The sequence below is a fragment of the Mycobacterium sp. SMC-2 genome, from assembly GCF_025263485.1.
Taxonomy (GTDB): Bacteria; Actinomycetota; Actinomycetes; order Mycobacteriales; family Mycobacteriaceae; genus Mycobacterium.
Genome location: NZ_CP079863.1, coordinates 3063121 through 3089042 on the forward strand (window position 1 = coordinate 3063121; position 25922 = coordinate 3089042).

Below are 25922 nucleotides of genomic sequence, written 5' to 3' on the forward strand. Positions count from 1 at the left end.
GGTGCTCGTGCGTTGGCTGTATTGGAGCATGACAGCTATCAAGAGGATGCCGCTGCTCCTTTCGATGGCGGCCCGCCATCTTAGACGGACGGCCTCGGGATCTCAGTTGTGGGCGCGTCGTCGTATCCTCCGCGGTCCTCGTGCAGCAGCAAGGACCGTACCAGCGGACGCGGCCCCTCCGGCCGCAGCATCTGGCTCGCCGGCCGCGGCCGAACTATTTGGGGCCACCAGAACCAGCGTCCGAGCAGCGCGGCGATGGATGGTGTCATGAACGAGCGCACGATCAGGGTGTCGAACAACAGCCCCAGGCCAATGGTGGTACCGACCTGACCGATGATGCGCAAATCGCTGACCACCATTGCGGCCATCGTGAATGCGAACACCAGGCCCGCGTTCGTCACGACCTTACCCGTACCGCCCATTGCACGAATGATGCCGGTGTTTATACCACCGGCTATTTCCTCTCTCATGCGGGATACCAGCAGCAGGTTATAGTCGGACCCCACAGCCAAAAGCACGATCACCGACATGGGCAGCACCATCCAGTACAACTGGATGCCCAAAATATACTGCCAGATCAGTACGGACAGCCCGAACGACGAGCCGAGCGAAAGCGCCACCGTTCCGACGATTACCAGTGAGGCCACGAAACTTCGCGTGATGATCAACATGATGATGAAGATGAGGCAGAGCGCACCCACTCCCGCGATGAACAGGTCGAAGGTGGAACCGTCGCGGAAGTCCTTGAATGTTGACGCGGTGCCGGCGATATAGATTTTGGACGGCTCCAGGGGGGTTGTCTTGAGTGCCTCCTCGGCAGCCGTCCGTATCTTGTCGATGCGGCCGAGGCCCTCGGGTGACGCGGGGTCGCCCTTATGGGAAATGATGAATCGCGCGGCTTTACCGTCCGGGGACAAGAACTGGCTCATCGCACGCTTGAAGTCTTCGTTCTTGAAGATGTCGGGTGGCAGATAGAAGGAGTCGTCGTCCTTCGCGGCATCGAACGTCGCCCCCATTGCGGTGGCGTTCTCTTTCTGGTTGTTCATCTGGCCAAGCGTTCCATTCATGGTGCTGTAACTCGTCAGCAACATGTTGCGCGCGTCTTCGGCGATTGCGATCGACGGCGGGAAAATCTCGAGCAGCTGTGGCAACAGCGCGTCCATCTTGTCGAGATCGACAATAAATTCATCGAGCTTATCGCTCAGTGCGTCGATCCCGTCGACTTCGTCGAAAATATTCCTTAAAGCCCAGCAGACGGGAATGTCATAACAATGCCGTTCCCAGTAGAAGTAACTTCGGAGTGGCCTGAAAAAATCTTCAAAATCGGCAAAGTGGTTGCGGAGCTCGAAGACAACATCGCGCATTTCTTTGGTTTTGCCGATCGACTCGTGCGTAATAGCTGTGATCTGTTTTTGCAGCGCGTACATGCGCTTCATCGTCGAGATTTGGTAAGACAGTACGTCCGCCTGCTTGAGCATGTCTTCCGTGCGGGCTTTCAGGTATTGCTGATCTTGTTGCATTACAGAATATTGCATTTGCATCAAGAAAGGTATCGAAGTGTGCTGAATCGGTGTGCCCTCGGGCCGGGTTATGCCCTGCACCCGAGAGATGCCATAAACTTTGAATATCGCCTTGGCGAGCCGATGCAGTACCAGAAAATCCGCGGGATTGCGCATATCATGATCTGATTCGATCATCACGATTTCGGGCATCATTCGCGCTTGAGAGAAATGGCGATCGGCGGCCGCATATCCGACATTGGCGGGAATGTCATTGGGCATGTAGAACCGGTTGTTGTAGCTCGTCTGATAGCCGGGCAGCGTCACGAGACCGACCACGGCCACCGCTATGGTCGCAGCGAGGATGGGCACGGGCCAGCGGACGATCGCCGTACCGATCCGGCGCCATCGACCGAACGCGAGAACGCGCTTGGGATCGAAGAGGCCGAAGCCGCTTCCGATGGTGATGACTGCGGGTACCAGGGTGAGCGCGATCACGACGGCCACAAGCATGCCCACGGCGCAGGGCACGCCCATGGTTTGGAAGATGGGCATCCGGGTGAAGCCCAGGCACAGCATGGCCCCGGCGATGGTCAGGCCGGAACCCAAGACCACCGGAGCGACCCCGCGGTAGGTCGTGTAGAAGGCCGTTTCCCGGTCGTCGCCGGTCTGGCGTGCCTCCTGGTATCGACCAAAGAAGAAGATCGCGTAATCGGTTCCGGCAGCCATCGCGAGCGCCACCAGCAGGTTGACGGCAAAAGTGGAGAGCGCGACGAGACTGTGATCGCCTAGAAACGCAACAATCCCCCGGGCCGCAAGGACCTCGATTCCCACGGTGACCAACAACAGAATCACAGTGATGACGGAACGATAGACGAAGAGCAGCACCACAAAAATGATCAGCGCGCCCACCGCGGTCATCTTCAGAATGGATCGGTCACCAGCCTGCTGCATATCCGATAACAGCGCTGACGGGCCCGTGACATAAACCTTGACTCCCGGAGGCGGCGGTGTCCGTCCGATGATATTGCGGACCACGGCAATGGAATCCTGGCCCAAGGTCGTGCCTTGGTTGCCGGCCAGATTCAGTTGCACATAAACGGCCTTGCCGTCGTCACTTTGCGCACCCGCCGCGGTCAGTCGATCTCCCCACAGATCCTGTACGTGCTCCACATGCTTCGGGTCGGCCTTAAGTGCACGAACCAATCGGTCATAGTACGTATGAGCGTCGTCCCCGAGGCGCTGCTGCCCCTCCAGCACGATCATCGCAATGCTGTCCGAATCGGACTCTTTGAAATCCTTGCCCATGCGCTGCATGGCCTGAACAGCTGGCGCATCTTGCGGTGCCAATGGCACGGAATGCTCGCGGCCGACCGTCTCCAACCACGGCACACCGAAGGTCACCAACAGCGTGAGTGCAACCCACGCCAGGACGATGAGCACCGAAAGCCTGCGGATGCTGCGGGCAACGAAAGATGCTCGAGCGTGTTCGGTGCTCATGCAGCCCCCAACAACCGGGCGCTAGCGGCACGCAGTCGGTGCGGGACGCTCGCAGCCCTGACCGCACCGTCCACTGCGGCGCAGCGGCGAATGCCGTCCCGGTTGTCCTGTGTCACGATGTTCCCCACGGTCGCGATCCCTGTGCTGATAGTGGAAGCCCGGCAGTTACAACGGCTCTTTGAGCAACAGCGAGCGCACCAACGGACGGGGTCCCAACGGCCGAAGTAATGAGCTAGCGGGTCGCTGACGCACTCGTTGCGGCCACCAGAACCAGCGTCCCAGCAGCGCGGCGACGGATGGTGTCATGAATGCGCGCACCACCAATGTGTCGAACAGCAGCCCCAACCCGATCGTCGTGCCCGTCTGGGCAACGCTGCGCAGGTCGCTGACCCCCATTGAGGCCATGGTGAAGGCGAACACCAGACCAGCGTTCGTCACGACCTTGCCGGTGCCGGCCATGGCGCGGATGATGCCAGTGTTGATACCAGCGGCCAATTCCTCTTTCATTCGGGAGACCAGCAGCAAGTTGTAGTCCGATCCCACCGCCAAGAGCACGATCACCGACGTCGATAGCACCGTCCAGTGCAGTTGTAGGCCGAGAAGATACTGCCAGACGAGCACGGATAGCCCATACGACGCGCCCATTGACAGCAAGACCGTACCGACGATCACCAGCGCGGCGATAAAACTTCGCGTCATGATCAGCATGATGATGAAAATGAGGCAGATCGCGGCGACCCCCGCGATCAAGAGATCCCATTTGGAGCCGTCCACGATGTCTTTCGTAATCGCCGCAGTTCCGGTGAGGTAGATCTTGGCATCCTCCAACGGGGTGCCCTTGAGCGCCTCCTCGGCCGCCGTTTTGATGGGCTCCACGCGCGAAAGGCCTTCGGGCGTAGCGGGATCGCCCTTTTGCGAGATGAGCATGCGGACATCTCGTCCGTCCGGCGACATAAAGATCTTCTCGACCCGTTTGAAGGCCGCCGAGTCATTGATGATGCCGGGCGGCAGGTAGAAAGAATCCTCATTCCTGGACGCGTCGAACGCCTGCCCCATCGCGGCCGAATTGTTGCCCTGGGACTCCATCTGGCCCAACACGCCGCCCATGGTGCTGTGCATCGTCAGCATCATGGTCCGCATGCTCTGCATGCTTTCGATCATGGGCGGCAGCAGCACGACCATCTGCGGCAGCAGCACGTCGAGTTGGTCCAGGTCCGCTATCAATTCTTTGAGCTTATCGGTTACTTCATCAACGCCGTCGAGCGCGTCGAACAACGATCGGATCGAAAAGCAAACGGGAATGTCATAGCAGTGCCGTTCCCAGTAGAAGTAACTACGGACCGGCCTGAAGAAATCCTCGAAATCGGAAATCTTGTCGCGCAATTCGTTTGTAATGTCTTGCATCTCATGCGTTTTGCCGACCATGTGGTGGGTCGTAGCGACGAGTTCCTTCATCAGGCCGTACATGTGCTGCATGATCGCAATCATTCTCGCCAGCTCTTCGGCCTGCTTGAGCATGTCGTCCATGCGGTCCTTCTGGAACGCCATATTCACCTGCTGGCTTGCCTGCGACATGCTCACGATCCAGGGGATCGTGGTGTGCTGAAGTGGGATGCCCTCCGGCCGAGTTACAGATTGTACGGTCGAGACGCCCGGAACCGCGAGGACGCCCTTGGCAACCTTATTCAAAACGATCATGTCGGCCGGATTGCGCAGGTCATGATCGCTCTCCAGCAGCAGAATCTCGGGCATCATTGTCCGCGATTGGGGAAAATGTCGCTGTGCGGCAGCATTTCCCACACTCGCGGGAATATCATCGGGGATGAATTTCTGATCGTCGTAGCTGGGGTTGTAATTAGGCAGGGTCAACAAGCCTATGAGCGCTATTGCCAAGGTCGTGACGAGAATGGGTGCGGGCCATCGAACGATCGCCGTGCCAATCCGCCGCCAGCGATGAGTCGTAATCAGCCGCTTCGGATCGAACACGCCAAAACGGCCGGCAACGACAAGCAGTGCAGGAGCCAGCGTGAGCGCAACTAGAACCGCAACGGTGATGCCGATGGCGCAAGGGATGCCCAGTGGCTGGAAATAGGGCAACCGGGTGAAGTTGAGGCAGAAAACCGCCCCGGCGATCGTCAACCCCGAAGCCAACACGACCTTGGCCACACTGCCGAACGTGGTATAGAAAGCCGTTTCCCGGTCTTCGCCGGCTTGACGCGCCTCCTGATATCGTCCGACGAAGAATATGCCGTAGTCGGTTCCCGTTGCGATGACCGCGGCGACCAGCAGGTTGACGGCGAATGTGGTGAGGCCCAATAGCTGGAGATGACCAAGGAAAGCAACTATTCCACGTGACACCTGTAATTGGAGCCCGACCATCAGCAACAAAAGAATGACGGTCAGAATCGACCGGTAGACCAGGAGCAACGTGATGAAGATCACCGCCATGCTCGTGACGGTGACCAGCATAACGGTCTTTTGGCCGGCGATGTTCATGTCCGCAATAGTGGGTGCCGGCCCGGTAACGTAAGCTTTTAATCCATTCGGTGGGGGTGTCCGCGCAACTATTTTCCGAATGGCTGCTACCGACTCGTCTCCTGCGGCCCCGCCTTGGGTTCCGGCGAGTTGGACCTGCACATACACAGCCTTTGAGTCGGAACTCTCCGCGGCTTTCGAGGTGACCGGATCGCCCCAGAAATCTTGGACGTTCTGTACGTGCTTATCGGCCCGCAGCTCACGAATCAATTGGTTGTAGTACTTGTGCGCGTCGTCGCCGAGGGGTTGCTGGCTCTCCAAGACGATCATCGCCAAAGCGCCGGAATTGGTTTCCTTGAAGTCCTGGCCCAAGTGCTCCATCGCCTTGAACGAAGGCGCGGCAACGGGACTCAGCGGAACCGCGTTTTCCGCCTCTACCTGCTCCAGCGGGGGAACGCCGATAGCCACGATGACGGCGAGCCCCAGCCATCCCAAGATGATGGGCACCGAAAGGCGATGGATCATCCGCGCTACGAATGGCCGCCCGGCGCGCTTGTTCTCCAGTTGTTGATCGCTCATGTGGCCGTCAGCATGCAATAGGTGAAGGCGTTCAATTCGTGCGAAACCCTCTCGGCTTTGACCACCCCGTCAACCACGATGCGGCAGCCGAGCATGTCGCCATTACCTTGCGCCACAACGTTTCCCAAGATTGACGGCAGCGTCGTCGAAATATCGAAGGACCACGGCACCGGCTGTTCGTTGACGTGCACCGGGTTGCCGTCGACGTCGAAATAGCTGATGTCGGCAGTCGTGCCCGGCGGCCCGAAGATCTCGTACCGGATGTGCTTGGGGTTGAAAGGTTTGGTGTCTTTTATCCGGGTGTCGGCATACGACTCGCGCTTCTCGGAGCCGAAGATGCCATGCAACCGCGCGACAGTGAAGCCGCCGACAAGGACCACGGCCACTATGAGCAGTGGGATCCAAAGCCGTCTTAGCGCGGCAATGATTCCGGATCCGCGGGGATGAGTCTGTTGTCGCCCAACGGGCGTCTGAGGTCCGGTCGAGGATCGGCGACCAATGCCCAAAAAGCCACGCCGGCCATTAGGAGGTTGGCTAATGTCGTGGCCTTCCTTCGCGATATCGGGCCGGGCCCGCACGTCGGGTTCGGTCACCGCACCCCCTTCTACCCGTCTCACGTCTCTTGTTTATCCGCCGGCCCGAACAAGCTGTTACATGGTGGTCGCGGTACGCCGGTGAGGGCACTCCGAATGGGGTGTACGTCGCAGACTAGTCGTGCTTCGGCACCTCATACGAGCCCCGCCCCCGGGGAGCGCGACCAGAGTCTTCTTGAGTAAACCACGCCAATGGTGTCCGTATCAGCCCTTTGACATTGAGATACGGGATCGTGATCCAAACCGCGTGCGTAGCGGCACTTTTTAGATCGCCCGCCCAGCTGGTTCACCCGATTGGCGCCGGGTGGCCCACTCGGTTCGAAACGGCGGCCGAGGCCCGCTGAGTGGTCAGCAGCCGCAGCCAGCTAACGACGATCGGCGCCCGTAGTCAATGGGTCCTCGCTAGGCGCTTCGGCGGCGAGCCGGTTGACCCCGCAAACCCGGCCGCTTCCGCGGCGCCATCGACCGCCGCCGCCGGCCGGCCTCCGCGCGATTTTCGCGGCGGCTTCAGGGCCGGTATCCTGGGTACTGACAAGCCCCCAAAATTTCATCGTCCTTGACGGCCGAGCCTGCCTGATCGCGAGCCCCAGCGGCGAGCCATTTTTGCAGCTCACAGCAGCCAACGGCGGCAGCTGCGCAGCCCCGCACCAGCCCAATCTTTAGGGCGCGTTAAGAGCCTGACGGGTCACCCCGGGAACTTTGTCCAAACCTCGGACGCACACAGGTGCCTCCAGTATGGTTTGGAACCGTTCCACTCATGTCAACTAGGCATACCTGGAGAATTGTGAGTATCAACCCGTTCGACGACGACAACGGCAGTTTTTTCGTCTTGGTGAACGACGAAGAACAACACAGTCTGTGGCCGGCCTTCGCCGATGTTCCAGCCGGCTGGCGAGTGGTGTACGGCGAGACGGACCGAGCTGCGTGTTTGGAGTACATCGAACAGAACTGGCCCGACATTCGGCCAAAGAGTCTGCGCGACAAGCTCGCAACGGGTCGGGGTTTTGACCAGTAGCGGAATGGGGTATGGGGCGGATGGAGCTTTGGGGGAGTCGATGGGAGTTGGTGTTCACACACTTCCGCTGACGCGCGGACAGCTTGACATCTGGCTTTCGCAGGAAACGGGCTACGTCGGTACGGAGTGGCAGCTTGGCCTGTTGATCAAGATCGAGGGTTCGCTGGATCGCGATGCCCTTCAGCGCGCGATCACGCAGGCGGTTGCGGAGTCCGAGGCCGGCCGGGTGTCGTTCTTCGAGGTCGACGGCCAAGTCGTCCAGAAGCCGATCGACTACCCGGACGTCGAGGTCACCTTCCACGACCTGACGTCCTTGCCGGACCCCGTGCAGGAAGCGCGGGCGATGGCGTCGTCGATCCAGCGCACGCCGATGGCATTGAACGGTCAGCTGTTCAAATTCGTGTTATTTCAGACACAGGCTGACGAGTTCTATTTGTTCGGTTGCTGCCACCACATAGCAATCGACGGATTGGGCATGGCGCTGGTATGCCGTCGGGTTTCCACCATCTATTCCGCGATGATGGCCGGAAAGCCCATTCCTGACGCGTATTTCGGCTCGGCGCAGGATCTGGTCGACATCGAGTCGGAATACGAAGCCTCCTCCGACTACGAAGAAGACAAGGCATATTGGAGCAACAACCTCCCGCCGGAAAGCGAATGGGTTGACCGCCCGGCCGACACCACGAACGGTCGCGATCACTACTCGCCGTCCGCCTCGGTCCAGTTGGATCCGTCCGTCACCACCCGGATCAAGGAGCTGTCCAAGAAGCTGGGCATCCGCCGGTTCTCCGTCACGACCGCGGCGTGCGCGCTCCTGGTGCGCTCGTGGTCGGGGAGCGGTTCGGAGGTGGCGCTCGACTTCCCGGTGAGCCGGCGGGTGAAGCAGGAGTCGAAGACACTCCCCGGGATGTTCGCCGGGGTGGTGCCGCTCGTCCTGAACACCTCGCCCACGGCCACCGTCGCCGACTTCTGCAAACACGTCGACACGCGAATCAGGGAGCTGCTGCAGCATCAGCGGTTCCCCGTGCACACCCTCGAGAGCGACGGCCTGAGGCAGGCGGCGAACCGGGTCGGCATCAATTTCCTCCCGATGCGACTGACGCTGGACCTCGCCGGTTCCCCGGCCACGGCGTCGTACACGAACCACGGGCCCGTGGGGCACTTCAGCCTGTTCTTCCTCGGGGCCGGCGATCAGCTCTTCCTCAGCACAGCGGGGCCCGGACAGCCGTTCGCGGACTTCGGCGTCGCCGATTTGGCGGCACGCATGCAGCAGGTGCTGGAGGAGATGACCGCCGACCCGGAGCGGTGGCTGTCCTCGATCGATCTGCTGGCCGCCGGCGAGCCGGCCAAGCTCGACGAGTGGAGCAACCGGGCGGCCCTGACCGCGCCGGTGCCCGCCCCGGTGTCGATTCCGGTGGCGTTCGCCGAACACGTGCAACGGTCACCCGAGGCCACGGCGGTGACCTGTCCCGGCAAATCGTTGACGTACGCCGAACTCGACGAGGCCTCCAACCGGCTCGGGCACCTGCTGGCCGGCCACGGGGTGGGCCCCGGTGACTGCGTGGCGGTGATGTTCCCGCGGTGCACCGACGCGATCGTGGCGATGCTCGCGGTCCTCAAGACCGGTGCGGCCTACGTACCGATCGACCCGGCGCACTCCGCCGCGCGCATGGAGTTCGTGCTGACCGACGCGGCGCCGAGCGCGGTGATCACTACCGCGGAGCTGCGTTCGCGGTTGGACGGGCACGACCTGTTGGTCGTCGACGTGCACGACCCCGCCGTCGAGACCCAGCCCAGCACGGCTCTGCCGATCCCGGCGCCAGAGAACACGGCCTACATCATCTACACCTCCGGAACCACCGGAACCCCCAAAGGCGTTGCCATTCCTCATCTCAACGTCACGTGGCTGATCGAGTCGCTCGACGCCGGCCTGCCGCCGGGGAACGTGTGGACGCAGTGCCATTCCTCGGCCTTCGACTTCTCGGTATGGGAGATCTTCGGCGCCCTGTTGCGAGGCAGGCGGCTGCTGGTGGTGCCCGAGTCGGTGGCGAGCTCCCCGGAAGACCTTCATGAATTGCTGATCGCCGAAAAGGTCAGCGTGCTCACCCAGACCCCGTCCTCGGTGGCGATGTTGCCCGCCGACGGCCTGGAGTCCACGGCGCTGGTGGTGGCCGGCGAAGCCTGCCCGACCGACGTGGTGGATCGGTGGGCGGCGCCCGGCCGGGTGATGCTCGACGCCTACGGCCCGACGGAGACCACGGTGTGCGCGTCGATCAGCAAGCCGCTGATCCCAGGATCCGGCGTGGTGCCGATCGGGTCGCCGATAGCGGGCGCGGCGATGTTTGTGCTCGACAAGTGGTTGCAGCCGGTGCCGGCTGGAGTGGTCGGGGAGCTCTATCTCGCGGGCCGCGGCGTCGGGCACGGCTATGTGCGTCGCGCCGGGCTGACGGCTTCCCGGTTCGTGGCCAACCCGTTCGGCGGCCCGGGCGCACGTATGTACCGCACCGGCGACCTGGTCTGCTGGGGCGAGGACGGGCAGCTGCAATACTTCGGCCGCTCCGACGAACAGGTCAAGATCCGCGGATACCGCATCGAACTCGGCGAAATCCAGTCGGTGCTCAAGGGTCTCGACGGGGTGGACCAGGCGGCCGTGATCGCCCGCGAGGACCGGCCCGGCGACAAGCGCCTGGTGGGATACATCACCGGGACGGCCGATCCGGCCGCGATCCGGGCCGCACTCGCCGACCGCCTCCCGCCGTACATGGTGCCGGCCGCGGTGGTGGTGCTGGAGGCTCTGCCCCTGACGGGCAACGGCAAGCTCGACAAGCGGGCCCTGCCCGCACCCGAATACGCCACCGCCGAATACCGGGCCCCGGAAGACCCGGTCGAGGAGGTCCTGGCCGACATCTACGCCCAGGTGCTGGGGCTGGACCGGGTCGGGGTCGACGCCTCGTTCTTCGACCTGGGTGGCGACAGCATCCTGTCGATGCAGGTGGTGGCCCGGGCCCGGGCGGCCGGGATCCTGTTCCGGCCGCGCGACGTGTTCGTCGAGCAGTCGGTGGCCCGCCTGGCCCGGGTGGCCGAGGTGGCGGCCGACGGCGCGGCCGGTGCGGGCGACGACGGCGTCGGGCCGGTGGTGGCCACGCCGATCATGCGCTGGCTGCAGAGCATCGACGGCCCCATCGAGCAGTTCAACCAGACCATGGTGGTGCAGGCCCCGGCCGGGGCAACCGAGGACGACGTTGTCGCGGTGCTGCAGGCATTGCTGGATCGCCACGCCGCCCTGCGGCTGCGCGCCGACGACGACGGTGCGGGCGGCTGGTCGCTGCAGGCGCCCGAGGTCGGCGCGGTGGACGCGCGCGGCTGCGTGCACGCCGTCGACGCGTTGTCCGACGAGGCGCTCGCGGAGGCGCGGTCGCGGTTGGACCCGGCCGCCGGGGTGATGGTCAGCGCGGCATGGGCGCAGTCCACGGGCCAGCTGGCGTTGATCATCCACCACCTGGCCGTCGACGGGGTGTCGTGGCGAATCCTGTTGGAAGACTTCAACATCGCGTGGGCCCAGCATCACAACGGGCAGCCGATAGCCCTACTCGCGCCCGGGACCTCGTTCGCCCGGTGGTCGTCGCTTCTCGACGAGTACGCCCACCGCCCCGACGTAGTCGCGCGGGCCGACGAATGGCGACAGGTGGCGGCCACCCCGGCCGCGTTGCCGGCGGTGCAGCCCGACGTCGACACCTATGTGACTGCCGGTCAGCTGTCCGTCTCGCTAGACGTCGAGACCACCCGGCTCCTGCTCGGTGAGGTGCCGGCCGCGTTCCACGCCGGCGTGGGCGACATCCTGTTGATCGCCTTCGGGCTGGCGTTCGCGGAATTCCTGGGCACCGGTGCGGCGCCGATCGGCATCGACGTCGAGGGCCACGGGCGCCAGGAAGAGCTGTTTCCCCGGGTGGACTTGTCGCGCACCGTCGGCTGGTTCACCACGAAATACCCGGTCGCACTGAAGGGCGGCCGGCTGGACTGGTCGCAGGTGGTGGCCGGCGAGCCCGCGCTGGGCAAGGTGATCAAGGCCGCCAAGGAACAGCTGCGCGCCCTGCCCGACGGCCTGACCTACGGCCTGCTGCGCTACCTGAACGCCGAGGTGGACCTGGACGGGTCGGACCCGGTGATCGGGTTCAACTATCTGGGACGGCTCGGCGCGGGCGCCGACCTCTCCGACGACTTGTGGCGGGTCAGCCACGACAGCCTGGCGGTGGCGGCGGTGGCTACCGCGGTGCCCATGCCGCTGGCGCACACCGTGGAGCTCAACGCCGGCACCATGGACACCGACGCCGGCCCGCACCTGCAGGCCAACTGGACGTGGGCCCCGTCGGCGCTGGACCAGGAGCGCGTTAACCGGTTGAGCCGGTTGTGGTTTGAGGCGCTGGCCGGGATCTGCACGCACGTCAGGGCCGGCGGTGGCGGGCTGACCCCGTCGGACATTGCCCCCGCGCACCTCAGCCAGGAGCAGATCGACGCCCTTTGCCGGCAGGGCGGCGTCGCCGACGTGCTGCCGCTGACCCCGGTGCAGCAGGGCCTGCTGTTCCACACCGCCTTCGGGCAGGACACCGACGACCTGTACGCGGTACAGCTCGGGATCACCGTCAGCGGTGCCCTCGACCCGCAGCGCCTGCGCGAGGCGGTGCACACCGCCGTCAAGCGGCACCCCAACCTGGTCGCCCGGTTCTCCGAAGACTTCGGCGAGCCGGTGCAGGTCATCCCGGCCGATCCCCAAATGGCATGGCGCTACGCCGAACTGGACGCCGGCAATGTCGACGCGCAGGTCGAGCAGCTGTGCGCCGAGGAACGCGCCGCGGTGTGCGACCTGGCCGACAAGCCGACGTTCCGGGCCGCCCTGATCCGCACGGCGCCCGACCGGCACCGGTTCGTGCTGACCATTCACCACATCGTGGTGGACGGTTGGTCGCTGCCCATCCTGCTGCAGGAAGTGTTCGCCAGCTACTACGGCGAGCGGCTGCCCGCCGCCCCGTCGTACCGCAACTTCGTCACCTGGCTGACCAATCAGGACCGCGCCGCCGCGCAGGCGGCGTGGGCCCGGGCGCTGGCCGGTTTCGAGACCCCCACGCTGGTGGGTCCCCTCGGACAGATCGGACCGCGCGGCGTCGCCGCCTTCCACGTGCCCGCCGACACCACGCGGGCGCTCGGCGAGCTGGCGCGCTCGTGCCGCACCACCATCAGCACCGTGCTGCAGGGCGCATGGACGCAGCTGCTGACGTGGCTGACCGGCCAGCATGACGTGGCCTTCGGCACCGCCGTCTCGGGGCGGCCCCACGAACTGCCCGCCGCCGACGCGATGGTCGGCCTGCTGATCAACACGGTGCCGGTGCGGGCGACCGTCACCGCCACGACCACCGTCGCCGAGCTACTGGAGCAACTGCAGCGCCTGCACAACGACACCGTCGACTACGAGCACCTGGCGCTGCCCGAGATCCACCGCGTCACCGGTCACGACCAACTGTTCGACACCCTCTTCCTCTACGAGAACTATCCGATCGACGCGGGCGCGCTGTTGGGCGTCCACGAGCTGGCCGTCACCGACTTCAGCAGCCGGGAATACAACCACTACCCGCTGTCGGTCGTGGCCTCCCCGGGTCACGAACTGAGCCTTCGCGTCGAATTCGACACCGAGGTTTTCGACGCCGCCACCATCGACACGCTGATCCAGCGGTTCCAGCAGGTGATGGTCGCCATGACCGCCGATCCCTCCCGCCGCCTGTCCTCGATCGACCTGGTCGACGCCGCCGAGCACGACCGGCTCGACGAGTGGGGCCACCGGGGCGTGCTGGCCGAGTCGGCGCCCAAGCTGGTCTCGATTCCCGAGCTGTTCGCCGCGCAGGCGGCCCGCGCCCCGGAGGCGGTGGCGATCACCAACGGCGAACGTTCCTGGACGTACGGCGAGGTCGAGGAATCCGCTAACCGGTTGGCGCACCTGCTGGTGAGCCGGGGCGCCGGCCCGGGGGAGCGCGTGGCGGTGCTGTTCCCCAGGACGTCCGAGGCCGTCGTGGCGATCCTGGCGGTGCTCAAGACCGGGGCGGCCTACGTTCCGGTCGACCCGACGGTGCCGGCGGCGCGCATCGAGTTCGTGCTCGCCGACGCCGCGCCGATCGCCGCGGTCACCACCGCGGAGGTGCGCTCGCGGCTGGACGGGTCGAACCTGGAGATCATCGATTTCGACGACCCGGCCGTCGCATCCCAGTCCGGCGGCGGGCTGCCCGCGCCGGGTGCGGACAACGTCGCCTACATCATCTACACCTCCGGGACCACCGGCACGCCCAAGGGCGTGGCCGTGCCGCACCGCAACGTCACCCAGCTGCTGGAGTCCCTGGACGCGCAGCTGGCGCTGGGACAGGTGTGGACGCAGGCCCACTCGCTGGCCTTCGACTTCTCGGTGTGGGAGATCTTCGGATCGCTGCTGTACGGCGGCCGGCTGGTGATCGTGCCGGACGCGGTGGTGCGCTCCCCGGAAGAGTTGCACGCCATGCTGGTCCGCGAACAGGTCAGCGTGCTCAGCCAGACGCCGTCGGCGTTCTACGCGCTGCAAACCGCGGATTCGCTGGCGCCCGAGCTGGGCCAGCAGCTGAAGCTGCAGACCGTGGTGTTCGGTGGGGAGGCGCTCGAGCCGCACCGGTTGGGCAAGTGGCTGCACAACCATCCGGGGCTGCCGCGGCTGATCAATATGTATGGGATCACCGAGACCACGGTGCACGCCTCGTTCCGGGAGATCGTCGACGGCGACGTGGCCAGCAACACCAGCCCGATCGGCGTGCCGCTGGCCCACCTGGGCTTCTTCGTCCTGGACGGGTGGCTGCGGCCGGTGCCCGAGGGCGTGGTCGGCGAGCTGTACGTGGCCGGCCGGGGGCTCGCGTACGGATACGTGGGCCGGTCCGGACTTTCGGCGACGCGATTCGTGGCGTGCCCGTTCGGCGGTTCCGGCGCGCGCATGTACCGCACCGGGGACCTGGTGCGGTGGGGTGCCGACGGCCAGTTGCAGTACATGGGGCGGGCCGACGAGCAGGTCAAGATCCGCGGCTACCGCATCGAGCTCGGCGAGGTGCATGCGGCCCTTGCCGCGCTGGACGGCGTCAACGAGGCGGCCGTGATCGCCCGTGAGGACCGCCCCGGTGACAAGCGGCTGGTGGGCTACGTGACCGGAACCGCCGACCCGGCCGAGATTCGCAACCAGCTCGGCGAGCGGCTGCCGACCTACATGGTGCCCACCGCGGTGGTGGTGCTCGAGGCGCTGCCGTTGACGGTCAACGGCAAACTCGACACCCGCGCGCTGCCGGCACCCGAATACCAAGACGCCGATCACTACCGCGCGCCGAGCACGGCCGTCGAGGAGATCCTGGCCGGCATCTACGCGCAGGTGCTGGGCGTCGAGCGGGTCGGCATCGACGACTCCTTCTTCGACCTCGGCGGCGACAGCATCCTGTCGATGCAGGTCGTCGCGCGCGCCCGCGCGGCCGGCGTGGTGTGCCGCCCGCGCGACATCTTCGTCGAGCAGACGGTGGCGCGGCTGGCCCGGGTGGCCGGCGTGGCCACCGAGGACGACGTGGTCGACGAGGGCATCGGGCCGGTGGTCGCGACCCCGATCATGCGCTGGCTGCAGAGCGTCGACGGCCCGGTCGAGCAGTTCAACCAGACCATGGTGGTGCAGGCCCCGGCCGGGGTGAGCGAAGCCGACGTGGTGGCGGTCCTGCAGGCTTTGCTGGATCGGCACGCGATGCTGCGGCTGCGGGTCGACGACGACGGCGCGGGCGGGTGGTCGCTGCGGGTGCCTGAGGTCGGCGTGGTGGACGCCGGCGGCTGCGTGCACACCGTCGAGGCGTTGTCGGACGCGGCGCTGGCGGCGGCGTGCTCGCAGCTGAACCCGGCCAGCGGCGCGATGCTGCGGGCGGTGTGGGTGCCCGCCACCGGCCAGCTGGCGTTGATCATTCACCACCTGGCAGTCGACGGGGTGTCCTGGCGAATCCTGTTGGAAGACTTGAACATTGCCTGGGCCCAGCATCACAGCGGGCAGCCGGTGGCGCTGCCGGTGGGCGGGATGTCGTTCGCCCGGTGGTCGTCACTGCTGGCGGAGCACGCCCAGCGCCCCGAGGTCGTCGACACGGCCGAGGCGTGGCGGCAGATCGCGTCGACCCCGGCGCCGTTGCCGGCGGTGCGGCCCGACATCGACACCTACGTCAGTGCGGGACAGCTGTCGGTGTCGCTGGACACCGACACCACGCGGTTGTTGCTGGGCGAGGTACCCGCGGCGTTCCACGCCGGGGTGCAAGACATCCTGTTGATCGCGTTCGGATTGGCCTGGGCGCAGTTTGTGGGCACCGGCGCGCCGATCGGCATCGACGTCGAGGGCCACGGCCGCCACGAGGAACTGGGCCCGCACGTGGACCTGTCCCGCACGGTGGGCTGGTTCACCACCAAGTACCCGGTCGCGTTGCAGATGGGCGGGTTGTCCTGGGGCCAGGTCGTCGCCGGTGAGGCTGAGCTGGGGGCGCTGGTCAAGGACGCCAAGGAGCAGCTGCGCGCCCTGCCGGACGCGCTGAGCTACGGGCTGCTGCGCTACCTGAACGCCGACGTGGACCTGGACGGGTCGGACCCGGTGATCGGGTTCAACTACCTCGGCCGGCTGGGCGGCGCGGCCGAGCTGTCCAGCGAGCTGTGGCGGCTCGACCAGGACAGCCTGGCGACGGCCGGCGCGGCGACGGCGGTGCCGATGCCGTTGCCCCACACCGTCGAGCTCAACGCGGGCACCCTGGACACCGCCTCCGGTCCGCTGTTGCAGGCCAACTGGACCTGGGCGCGCTCGGCGCTCGACGAGGGCCAGGTGGGCCGGCTGAGCGAGTTGTGGTTCGACGCCCTGAGCGGCATCTGCAGCCACGTCCGCAACGGTGGGGGCGGGCTGACGCCGTCGGATCTCACGCCCGCGCGGTTGACCCAGCAAGACATCGACGAGCTGTGCCAGCGCTACCCGATCGCCGACGTGTTGCCGTTGACCCCGCTGCAGCAGGGCCTGCTGTTCCACACTGGCAGCGCGCACGGCAGCGACGACCTGTACGCGGTGCAGCTGGACATCACCCTGAGCGGAGCCCTGGACCCGCATCGGTTACGCGACGCGGTGCACACGGTGATCAAGCGGCATCCCAACGTGGTGGCGCACTTCCTGGAAGACTTCGGCGAGCCCGTGCAGGTGCTCTCGGCCGATCCCGCGGTGGCGTGGCATTTCGTCGAACTCGACGCCCAAGACGTCGAACCCGAGGAGCAGATCCAGCAGCTCTGCGCAGGCGAACGCGCCGCGGTGTGCGAGCTGGCGGACCGTCCGCCGTTCCGGGCCGCGCTGATCCGCACCGCCGACAACCGGCACCGGTTCGTGCTGACCAACCACCACATCGTGCTCGACGGCTGGTCGAAACCGCTTCTGCTGCAAGAGATTTTCGCCGCGTACTACGGGGTGCAGCTACCCGCCCCCGTCCCGTACCGCAAGTTCGTCGCCTGGCTGGCCGCGCAGGACCGCGGCGCCGCCCAGGCGGCGTGGCGGCGGGTGCTCGCCGGGTTCGAAACCCCCACGTTGGTCGGACTGCCCGGTCGGATGAGCCTGGGCCCGCGGGCCGTGTCCTCCTTCCAGGTGTCGGCGGAGACGACGCGGGCGCTGGGCGAACTGGCCCGGTCGTGCCACACCACCGTCAGCACCGTGCTGCAGGCCGCCTGGGCGCAACTGCTGATGTGGCTGACCGGCCAGCACGACGTGACCTTCGGCACCGCGGTCTCGGGCCGGCCGACCGACCTGGCCGGTTCGGACCAGATGATCGGGCTGCTCATCAACACGGTCCCGGTGCGGGCGACCATCGGCCCGGAAACCACGATCGCCGACCTGCTGAACCAGCTGCAGAGCGCCTACAACGACACGCTCGAGCACCAGCATTTGGCGCTGAACGATATCCATCGTGTAACGGGACACGACCAATTGTTCGACACCATGTTCGTGTACGAGAACTATCCGATCGACACCGCCGCCCTGTCGGCCGTCGATGAACTGGCCATCGATGGCTTCACCAACCGCGAATACAACCACTACCCGCTCTCGGTGCAGGCCGTGCCGGGTCACGAACTGGGTCTTCGCGTCGAATTCGATACAGAAGTCTTCGACAAGGGCAGAATCGAGAGGTTGATCGAGCGGTTCCGGCGCGTGCTGGAAGCCATGACCGCAGATGTGGAGGAGCAGTCATGACCGTCGGCGCAGGGCGGCGATTGTTATCGATCGACTTGCTCGATGGCGGCGAACACGACCGCCTCGACGAGTGGGGTAACCGGGCGGTATTGACCGCGCCGGTGACCTCGGCTGTCTCGATTCCGGCGTTGTTCGCCAAGCAGGTCGCCCGCGTACCGGAGGCCCCGGCCCTGACGTTCGAGGGCCGCTCGATGACTTACCAGGAGCTCGACGAGGCCGCGAACCGGTTGGCCCACCTGCTGGCCGACCATGGCGCGCGCCCGGGTGAAAGCGTTGCGTTGCTGTTGTCCCGGTCGGCCGAGGCGATCGTGTCCATCCTGGCGATCCTCAAGACCGGGGCGGCGTATCTGCCGATCGACCCCGCGGTCCCCGCGGCGCGGATGGAGTTCATGCTCGGCGATGCGGCGCCGGTCGCCGCGGTCACCACGGACAAGCTGCGCTCGCGGCTGGACGGTTTCGACTTGCCGGTCGTCGACGTCGACGACCCCGCGGTGGCCGAACAGCCCAGCTCGGGGCTGCCGGGGCCGGCCCCCGAGGACATCGCGTACATGATCTACACCTCGGGCACGACCGGTACCCCGAAGGGTGTGGCGGTCACTCACCAGAACGTGACCCAGTTGTTGAAGGAACTGCCCGCTGACCTGCCCGAGGCGGGTGTCTGGTCGCAGTGGCATTCGCTGGTCTTCGACGTCTCGGTGTGGGAGATCTGGGGTCCGCTGTTGCACGGCGGGCGCCTGGTCGTGGTGCCCGAGCAGGTGGCCGGATCGCCGGACGACCTGCACGCGTTGCTGGTCGCGCAGAAGGTCACGGTGTTGTGCCAGACCCCGTCGGCGGTGGGGATGCTCTCGCCGGACGGACTGAATTCGACGGCGCTGATCGTCGCGGGCGAGGCCTGCCCGTCCGAGGTGGTGGACAAGTGGGCGCCGGGCCGGGTGATGATCAACGCCTACGGCCCGACCGAAGGCACGGTGTACGCGTCGATGAGCGCGCCGCTGAGCGCCGAGTCGGGGGCGCCGATCGGCTCGCCCGTGCCGGGTGCCGCGCTGTTCGTCCTGGACAAGTGGTTGCGCCCGGCGCCGGAGGGCGTCGTCGGCGAGCTGTACATCGCCGGTCGCGGCGTGGCCTCGGGGTACGTGCGCAGGCCGGGCCTGACGGCATCGCGGTTCATTGCGTGCCCGTTCGGGGCGCCGGGGACGCGGATGTATCGCACCGGGGACCTGGTGCGCTGGGGCGTCGACGGTCAGCTGCAGTACCTGGGCCGCGCCGACGAACAGGTGAAGATCCGCGGCTACCGCATCGAGCTCGGCGAGATCCAGGCGGCGCTGGCCGGCCTGGACGGCGTCGAGCAGGCGGTGGTGATCGCCCGCGAGGACCGTCCCGGCGACAAGCGCCTGGTCGGGTACATCACCGGAACCGCCGACCCGGCCGAGATCCGCACTCAGCTCGGCGAGCGGCTGCCCAGCTACATGGTGCCCGCGGCCGTCGTGGTGCTGGACGCGCTGCCGTTGACGGTCAACGGCAAGCTCGACAAGCGCGCCCTGCCCGCCCCCGAGTACCAGAAGACAAACGGTGAATACCGCGCACCCACCACGGCCGTCGAAGAAACCCTGGCCGCCATCTACGCCCAGGTCCTCGGGCTTGAGCGGGTGGGCGTCGACGACTCCTTCTTCGACCTCGGCGGCGACAGCATCCTGTCCATGCAGGTGGTGGCCCGCGCCCGCGCGGCCGGTGTGGTCTGCCGCCCGCGCGACGTCTTCGTCGAGCAGACGGTGGCCCGGCTGGCCCGGGTGGCCGGGGTCGCGTCGGACGACGACGTGGTCGACGAGGGCGTCGGGCCGGTGGCCGCGACCCCGATCATCCGCTGGCTGCAGCAGGTCGAGGGCCCGATCGACCAGTTCAACCAGACCATGGTGGTGCAGGCCCCCGCGGGCGTAACCCGCGACGACGTGCAGGTGGTGCTGCAGTCGCTGCTGGACCGGCACGCCACCCTGCGGCTGCAGGTCGACGACGATGGCGCCGGCGGCTGGTCTCTGCACGTGCCCGAGGTCGGCGCGGTCGAGGCCGCCACTTGCCTGCACACAGTCGACACGCTGTCGGATGCGGCGCTGGTCGCGGCGCGCTCGCAGCTGAACCCCGCCGCGGGAATCATGCTCCGCGCGGTGTGGGCGGAATCCACGGCCCAGTTGGCGCTGATCATTCACCACCTGGCCGTCGACGGCGTGTCGTGGCGAATCCTGTTGGAAGACTTGAACATTGCCTGGGCGCAGCATCACAGCGGCCAGCCGATGGTGTTGCCGACGGGCGGGACGTCGTTCGCCCGGTGGTCGGCGATGCTGGAGGAGCATGCCCAGCGCCCCGAGGTCGTCGCCACGGCCGAGGCGTGGCGGGAAGTCGCGTCGACCCCGGCGTTGTTGCCCGCGGTGCGCCCGGACGTCGACACCTACGAGACGGCCAAGCAGCTGTCGGTGTCGCTGGATGTCGAGACCACCCGGTCGTTGCTGGGCGAGGTGCCCGCGGCGTTCCGCGCCGGGGTGCAAGACATCCTGTTGATCGCGTTCGGGTTGGCCTGGGCGCGGTTCGTAGGCACCGGCGCGCCGATCGGCATCGACGTCGAGGGCCACGGCCGCCACGAGGAACTGGGCCCGCACGTCGACCTGTCGCGCACCGTGGGCTGGTTCACCACCAAGTACCCGATCGCGCTGACCGTCGGCGAACTGGACTGGACGCAGGTGATGGCGGGCGACCCCGCGCTCGGGGTGCTGGTCAAGAAGGCCAAGGAACAGCTGCGCGCCCTGCCGGACCCGCTGACCTACGGCTTGCTGCGGTATGTCAACACCGAGGTCGACCTGGATGGGGCGGACCCGGTGATCGGGTTCAACTACCTGGGACGGCTGGGTGCGGCGGCGGATCTCCCCGGCGAGATGTGGCGGATCAGCCAAGACAGTCTGTCGTTCACCGGCGCCGCCAGCGCGGCGCTACCCATGCCGTTGATGCACACCGTCGACCTCAACGCCGGGACGATGGACACCGAGGCCGGCCCGCACCTGCAGGCCAACTGGACGTGGGCGCCCTCGGCGCTGGACCACGAGCAGGTCAGCCGGTTGAGCCAGTTGTGGTTCGAGGCCCTGGCCGGGATCTGCGCGCACGTGCGCAGTGGCGGCGGCGGGATTACCCCGTCGGACATCGCGCCCGCCCGGCTGAGCCAGCAGCAGCTCGACGACCTGTGCCAGCAATACGCGGTCGCCGACGTGCTGCCGCTGACCCCGCTGCAGCAGGGGCTGCTCTTCCACGCCAGCTTCGCGCACGACCCCGGCGACGACGTGTACGCGGTGCAGCTCGGCATCACCGTCACGGGTGCGCTCGACGCGCACCGGTTGCGCGAGGCCGTCCACACCGTCGTCAACCGGCACCCCAACCTGGCGGCCCGATTCTGCCCCCAGTTCGGCGAGCCGGTGCAGGTGATTCCGGCCGACCCGGTGATGGCGTGGCGATACATCCAGCTCGGCGCGGAAGACCTGGACCCCGAGGCGAAGATCGAACAGCTCTGCGCCGCCGAGCGCGCGGCGGTCAGCGACCTCGCCAACCGGCCGGCCTTCCGGGCCGCGCTGATCCGCACAGCCGACAACCGGCACCGGTTCGTGCTCACCAACCACCACATCGTCATGGATGGGTGGTCGCTGCCGATCATGCTGCGCGAGATCCTGACCAGCTACTACGGGGAGCGGTTGCCCGCGCCCGCGTCCTACCGCAGCTACTTGACCTGGCTGGCGGCCCAGGACCGTACGGCCGCCCGCGCGGCCTGGGCCGAGGTGATGGCCGGGTTCGACACCCCGACCTTGGTCGGTCCGCCGGCCCGGCTGAGCCTCGGACGGCGCGCCGTCGAGTCGTACCGGCTTCCCGCGGAGACCACGCGGGCGCTGGGCGACCTCGCCCGGTCGTGCCACACCACAATCAACACCGTGCTGCAGGCCGCCTGGGCGCAGCTGCTGATGCGGCTGACCGGCCAGCAGGACGTGGCCTTCGGCACCGCGGTCTCCGGCCGCCCGGGCGACCTGGTCGACGCCGAGTCGATGGTCGGCTTGTTGATCAACACGGTGCCGGTGCGCGCCCACGTCACCGCGGCAACCACCGTGGCCGAACTGCTGCAGCAGCTGCAGACCGCGCACAACAACACGATCGAGCACGAGCACCTGGCGCTGAACGAGATTCACCACCTCACCGGCCACGACCTGCTGTTCGACACGCTGTTCCTGTATGAGAACTACCCGATCGACACCAGTGTGCCGCTGGGCTTCCACGAGCTGGCGATCACCGACGTCACCAACCGCGAGTACAACCACTACCCGCTTTCGGTCATGGCGCTGCCGGGCCGTGAACTGGGCCTGCGTGTCGAGTTCGACACCAGCGTGTTCGACACGGCCGGGGTCGAGTCGCTGGTCGAGCGGTTCCAGCGGGTGCTGGCGGGCATGACCGCCGACTCCAGCCAGCGGCTGTCGTCGCTGGACGTCTTGGACGACGATGAGCGCGCCCGCCTGGACGAGTGGGGCAACCGGGCGGTGTTGACCGCGCCGGTGCGCGCGACGGCGTCCCTCCCGTCGTTGTTCGCCAAGCAGGTGGCCCGCACACCCGAGGCGGTGGCGCTGACGTTCGAGGGCCGCTCGATGACCTATCGGGAGCTCGACGAGGCCGCGAACCGGTTGGCCCACCTGCTCGCCGAGCATGGCGCGGGGCCGGGCGAAAGCGTCGCGTTGCTGTTGTCCCGGTCGGCCGAGGCGATCGTGTCGATCCTGGCCGTGCTCAAGACCGGGGCGGCGTATCTGCCGATCGACCCCGCGGTCCCGGCGGCGCGGATCGAGTTCGTGCTTGCCGACGCCACCCCGGTCGCCGCGGTCACGACCGCCGACCTGCGGTCGCGGCTGGACGGCTCCGACCTGTTGGTCGTCGACGTCGACGACGCGCCGCTGGACGCCCAACCCGCCACGGCGTTGCCGGGGCCGGCGCCCGACGACATCGCGTACCTGATCTACACGTCCGGCACCACGGGTGTCCCGAAGGGCGTGGCGGTCACGCACGCCAACGCCACCCAGCTGCTCGAGAAGCTGCACGCCGACCTGCCGGACCCGGGCGTGTGGGCGCAGTGGCATTCCTTGGTCTTCGACGTCTCGGTCCACGAGATCTTCGGCGCGCTGTTGCACGGCGGCCGGCTGGTCGTGGTGCCCGAGTCGGTGGCCGGTTCCCCGAAGGACCTGCACGCGTTACTGGTCGCGGAGAACGTCACCGTGCTTAGCCAGACCCCGTCGGCGGTGGGGATGCTCTCCCCGGAGGGGCTGGACTCGATGGCCCTGGTGGTGGCCGGTGAGGCGTGCCCGTCCGAGGTAGTGGAGAAGTGGGCGCCGGGCCGGGTGATGATCAACGCCTACGGCCCGACCGAGGGCACGGTCTACGCGGCGATGAGCGCACCGCTGAACGCGGACACGGGCGCGCCGATCGGTGCCCCGGTGCCGGGCGCGGCGTTGTTCGTTCTGGACAAGTGGCTGCGGCCGGCGCCGGAGGGCGTCGTCGGCGAGCTGTACATCGCCGGTCGCGGCGTGGCGTGCGGCTATGCGCGCCGCTCGGGTCTGACGGCGTCACGGTTTGTGGCGTGCCCGTTCGGGGCGCCCGGTGCGCGCATGTACCGCACCGGGGACCTGGTGCGCTGGGGCGCCGACGGCCAGCTGCAGTACCTGGGCCGCGTCGACGAGCAGGTCAAGATCCGTGGCTACCGCATCGAGCTCGGCGAAATCCAGGCGGCCCTGGCCGGTCTGGACGGGGTCGAGCAGGCGGCGGTGATCGCCCGCGAGGACCGCCCCGGGGACAAGCGGCTGGTCGGTTACATCACCGGGACCGCGGACCCGGCCGAGATCCGCGCCCAGTTGGGCGAGCGGCTGCCGGCCTACATGGTGCCGGTCGCGGTGGTGGTGCTGGACGCGCTGCCCTTGACCGTCAACGGCAAGCTCGACAAGCGGGCTCTGCCCGCCCCCGAATACCAGAAGGCCGGTGGTGAATACCGCGCCCCGGCCACCGCCGTGGAAGAGACCCTGGCCGACGTCTACGGCCGCGTGCTCGGGTTGCAGCGCGTTTCGGTGGAAGACTCGTTCTTCGACCTCGGCGGCGATTCGCTTTCCGCGATGCGGGCGGTCGCCGAGATCAACACCGCCCTGGACGCCAACCTGTCGGTGCGCAGCTTGTTCGAGGCGCCGTCGGTGCGCCGCCTCGCCTAGCGGGCGGAAAGCGACGCCAGCCGCGCGGACGAAGTCGGGGGCGACGGGCCGAGCTTCGCGTCCGTGCACGGACACGACGCCACCCAGATCTACGCCAGCGATCTGACGCTGGACAAGTTCATCGGCGCCGAGACGCTGAGCGCCGCGCCCGCGCTGCCCGGGCCGAGCTCGGAGGTGCGGACGGTCCTGTTGACCGGGGCGACCGGTTTCCTGGGGCGTTATCTGGCGTTGCAGTGGCTCGAGCAGCTGGAGCTGGTCGAGGGCAAGCTGATCTGTCTGGTGCGGGCCGGCTCCGACGAGGAGGCGCGGCAGCGGCTGGAGAAGACGTTCGACAGCGGTGACCCGCAGTTGCTGCGGTATTTCCGGGAGCTGGCCGACGGCCATCTGGAGGTCATCGCCGGCGACAAGGGTCAGGCCGACCTGGGTCTCGACGAGGGGACGTGGCAGCGGCTGGCCGACACCGTCGACCTGATCGTCGACTCCGCGGCCCTGGTCAACGGCGTGCTGCCCTACAGCGAGATGTTCGGGCCCAACGTCGCGGGCACCGCCGAGCTCATCCGGTTGGCGCTGACGACCAGGCTGAAGCCGTACGCGTACGTGTCCACCTCCGACGTGGGCCGCCAGATCGACCCGGAGGTGTTCACCGAGGACGCCGACATCCGGGTGATCAGCCCGATCCGCAAGATCGACGGCAGCTACGCCAACGGCTACGGCAACAGCAAGTGGGCCGGCGAGGTGTTGCTGCGCGAGGCGCATGACCTGTGCGGGCTGCCGGTCTCGGTGTTCCGCTCCGACATGATCCTGTCCGACGTCAGCTACGCGGGCCAGTTCAACCTGTCGGACATGTTCACCCGCATGGTGCTGAGCCTGGTGGCCACCGGCATCGCGCCCCGGTCGTTCTATCAGCTGGACGCCGACGGCAACCGGCAGCGTTCGCACTTCGACGCGCTGCCGGTGGAGTTCGTCGCCGAGGCGATCACCACGCTGGGCGGGCAGGTGATGGAAGGGTTCGAGACGTATCACGTGATGAACCCGCACGACGACGGCATCGGCATCGACGAGTACGTCGACTGGTTGATCGAGGCCGGCTACCCGATCGAGCGGATCGACGACTTCGGCGAGTGGCTGCAGCGGTTCGAGGCCGCGCTGCGCGACTTGCCCGAGCGGCAGCGCAAGCACTCGGTGCTGCAGATGTTGCAGGTCCCGGGCTACAACCAACTGCAGGCGCCCGAGCCTGCCAGTGGGTCGTTCGCCCCGACCGACCGATTCCGCGCCGCGGTGCAGGAAGCCAAGATCGGCGCCGACAACGACATCCCGCACATCTCCCCGGCGGTGATCGTCAAGTGCGTGACCGACCTGCAGTTGCTCGGGCTGCTCTAGCACACCCACTTGGTTCGGGACGGTCCCACGCGGGCCGTCCCGAACCGCATGCGCGGTTTCGGCGACAAACCATCCTCCCCGTATCTTTTGAGCCCCGGTTACAGGAGTCCTGATAGGTAGCTGGGACTTTTTAGAAACCCCTAGCGCACATTCTTGCCGTCTACTAACGTTTCCGACTGTTGCGTTTATGTTGACTAATTTGGTGGAGAAACTGTGTGCGTCGGGCTGTTCGTGACGACAACCGCAGGTCTATCTACTTAGTCGACGTGGGCAGCAACGGGCCGCGGTCCGATACGGACCGCGCCGGGTGTGCGCGACATCAAGCGGAACCGAACG

General features: G+C 66.7%; 5 protein-coding genes and 1 pseudogene. 3 read left to right on the forward strand and 3 right to left on the reverse strand.

All coding sequences use genetic code 11. The features are described from left to right. Positions 1–80: 80 nt before the first annotated feature. The 3 genes from KXD96_RS14640 to KXD96_RS14650 all read right to left on the reverse strand — a co-directional run bounded on the left by KXD96_RS14640 (position 81) and on the right by KXD96_RS14650 (position 6478). The gene (locus KXD96_RS14640) at positions 81–2999 is read right to left on the reverse strand and encodes an RND family transporter (RefSeq protein ID WP_260736579.1); all 2919 of its coding nucleotides are present in this window, start codon (positions 2997–2999) and stop codon (positions 81–83) included. Positions 3000–3164: 165 nt separating this feature from the next. Continuing rightward, positions 3165–6053 carry an RND family transporter gene (locus KXD96_RS14645; protein WP_260736582.1) on the reverse strand — a complete coding sequence of 963 codons (2889 nt, stop codon included), beginning with the start codon at positions 6051–6053 and terminating at the stop codon, positions 3165–3167. Beyond that, positions 6050–6478 (reverse strand): MmpS family protein, encoded by a 429-nt coding sequence (locus KXD96_RS14650; RefSeq protein ID WP_260745384.1) that lies wholly within the window; start codon positions 6476–6478, stop codon positions 6050–6052. Before KXD96_RS14650 ends, KXD96_RS14645 begins: the two co-directional genes overlap by 4 nt. A gap of 952 nt (positions 6479–7430) precedes the next feature. On the opposite strand from KXD96_RS14650, the gene KXD96_RS14655 reads away from it, so the two are divergent. The 3 genes and pseudogenes from KXD96_RS14655 to KXD96_RS14665 form a co-directional block, all read left to right on the forward strand. Next, positions 7431–7661, forward strand: coding sequence for an MbtH family protein (locus KXD96_RS14655; RefSeq protein WP_047323580.1), 231 nt, complete (start codon positions 7431–7433; stop codon positions 7659–7661). A 40-nt stretch (positions 7662–7701) separates the two neighbouring features. Continuing rightward, on the forward strand, positions 7702–17946 hold the full coding sequence (locus KXD96_RS14660; protein WP_260736594.1) for a non-ribosomal peptide synthetase: 10245 nt from the start codon (positions 7702–7704) through the stop codon (positions 17944–17946). Next, positions 17943–25586: pseudogene (locus KXD96_RS14665) on the forward strand (amino acid adenylation domain-containing protein); the annotation flags it as partial. The gene KXD96_RS14660 and the pseudogene KXD96_RS14665, both read left to right, overlap by 4 nt. Positions 25587–25922 lie beyond the last annotated feature (336 nt).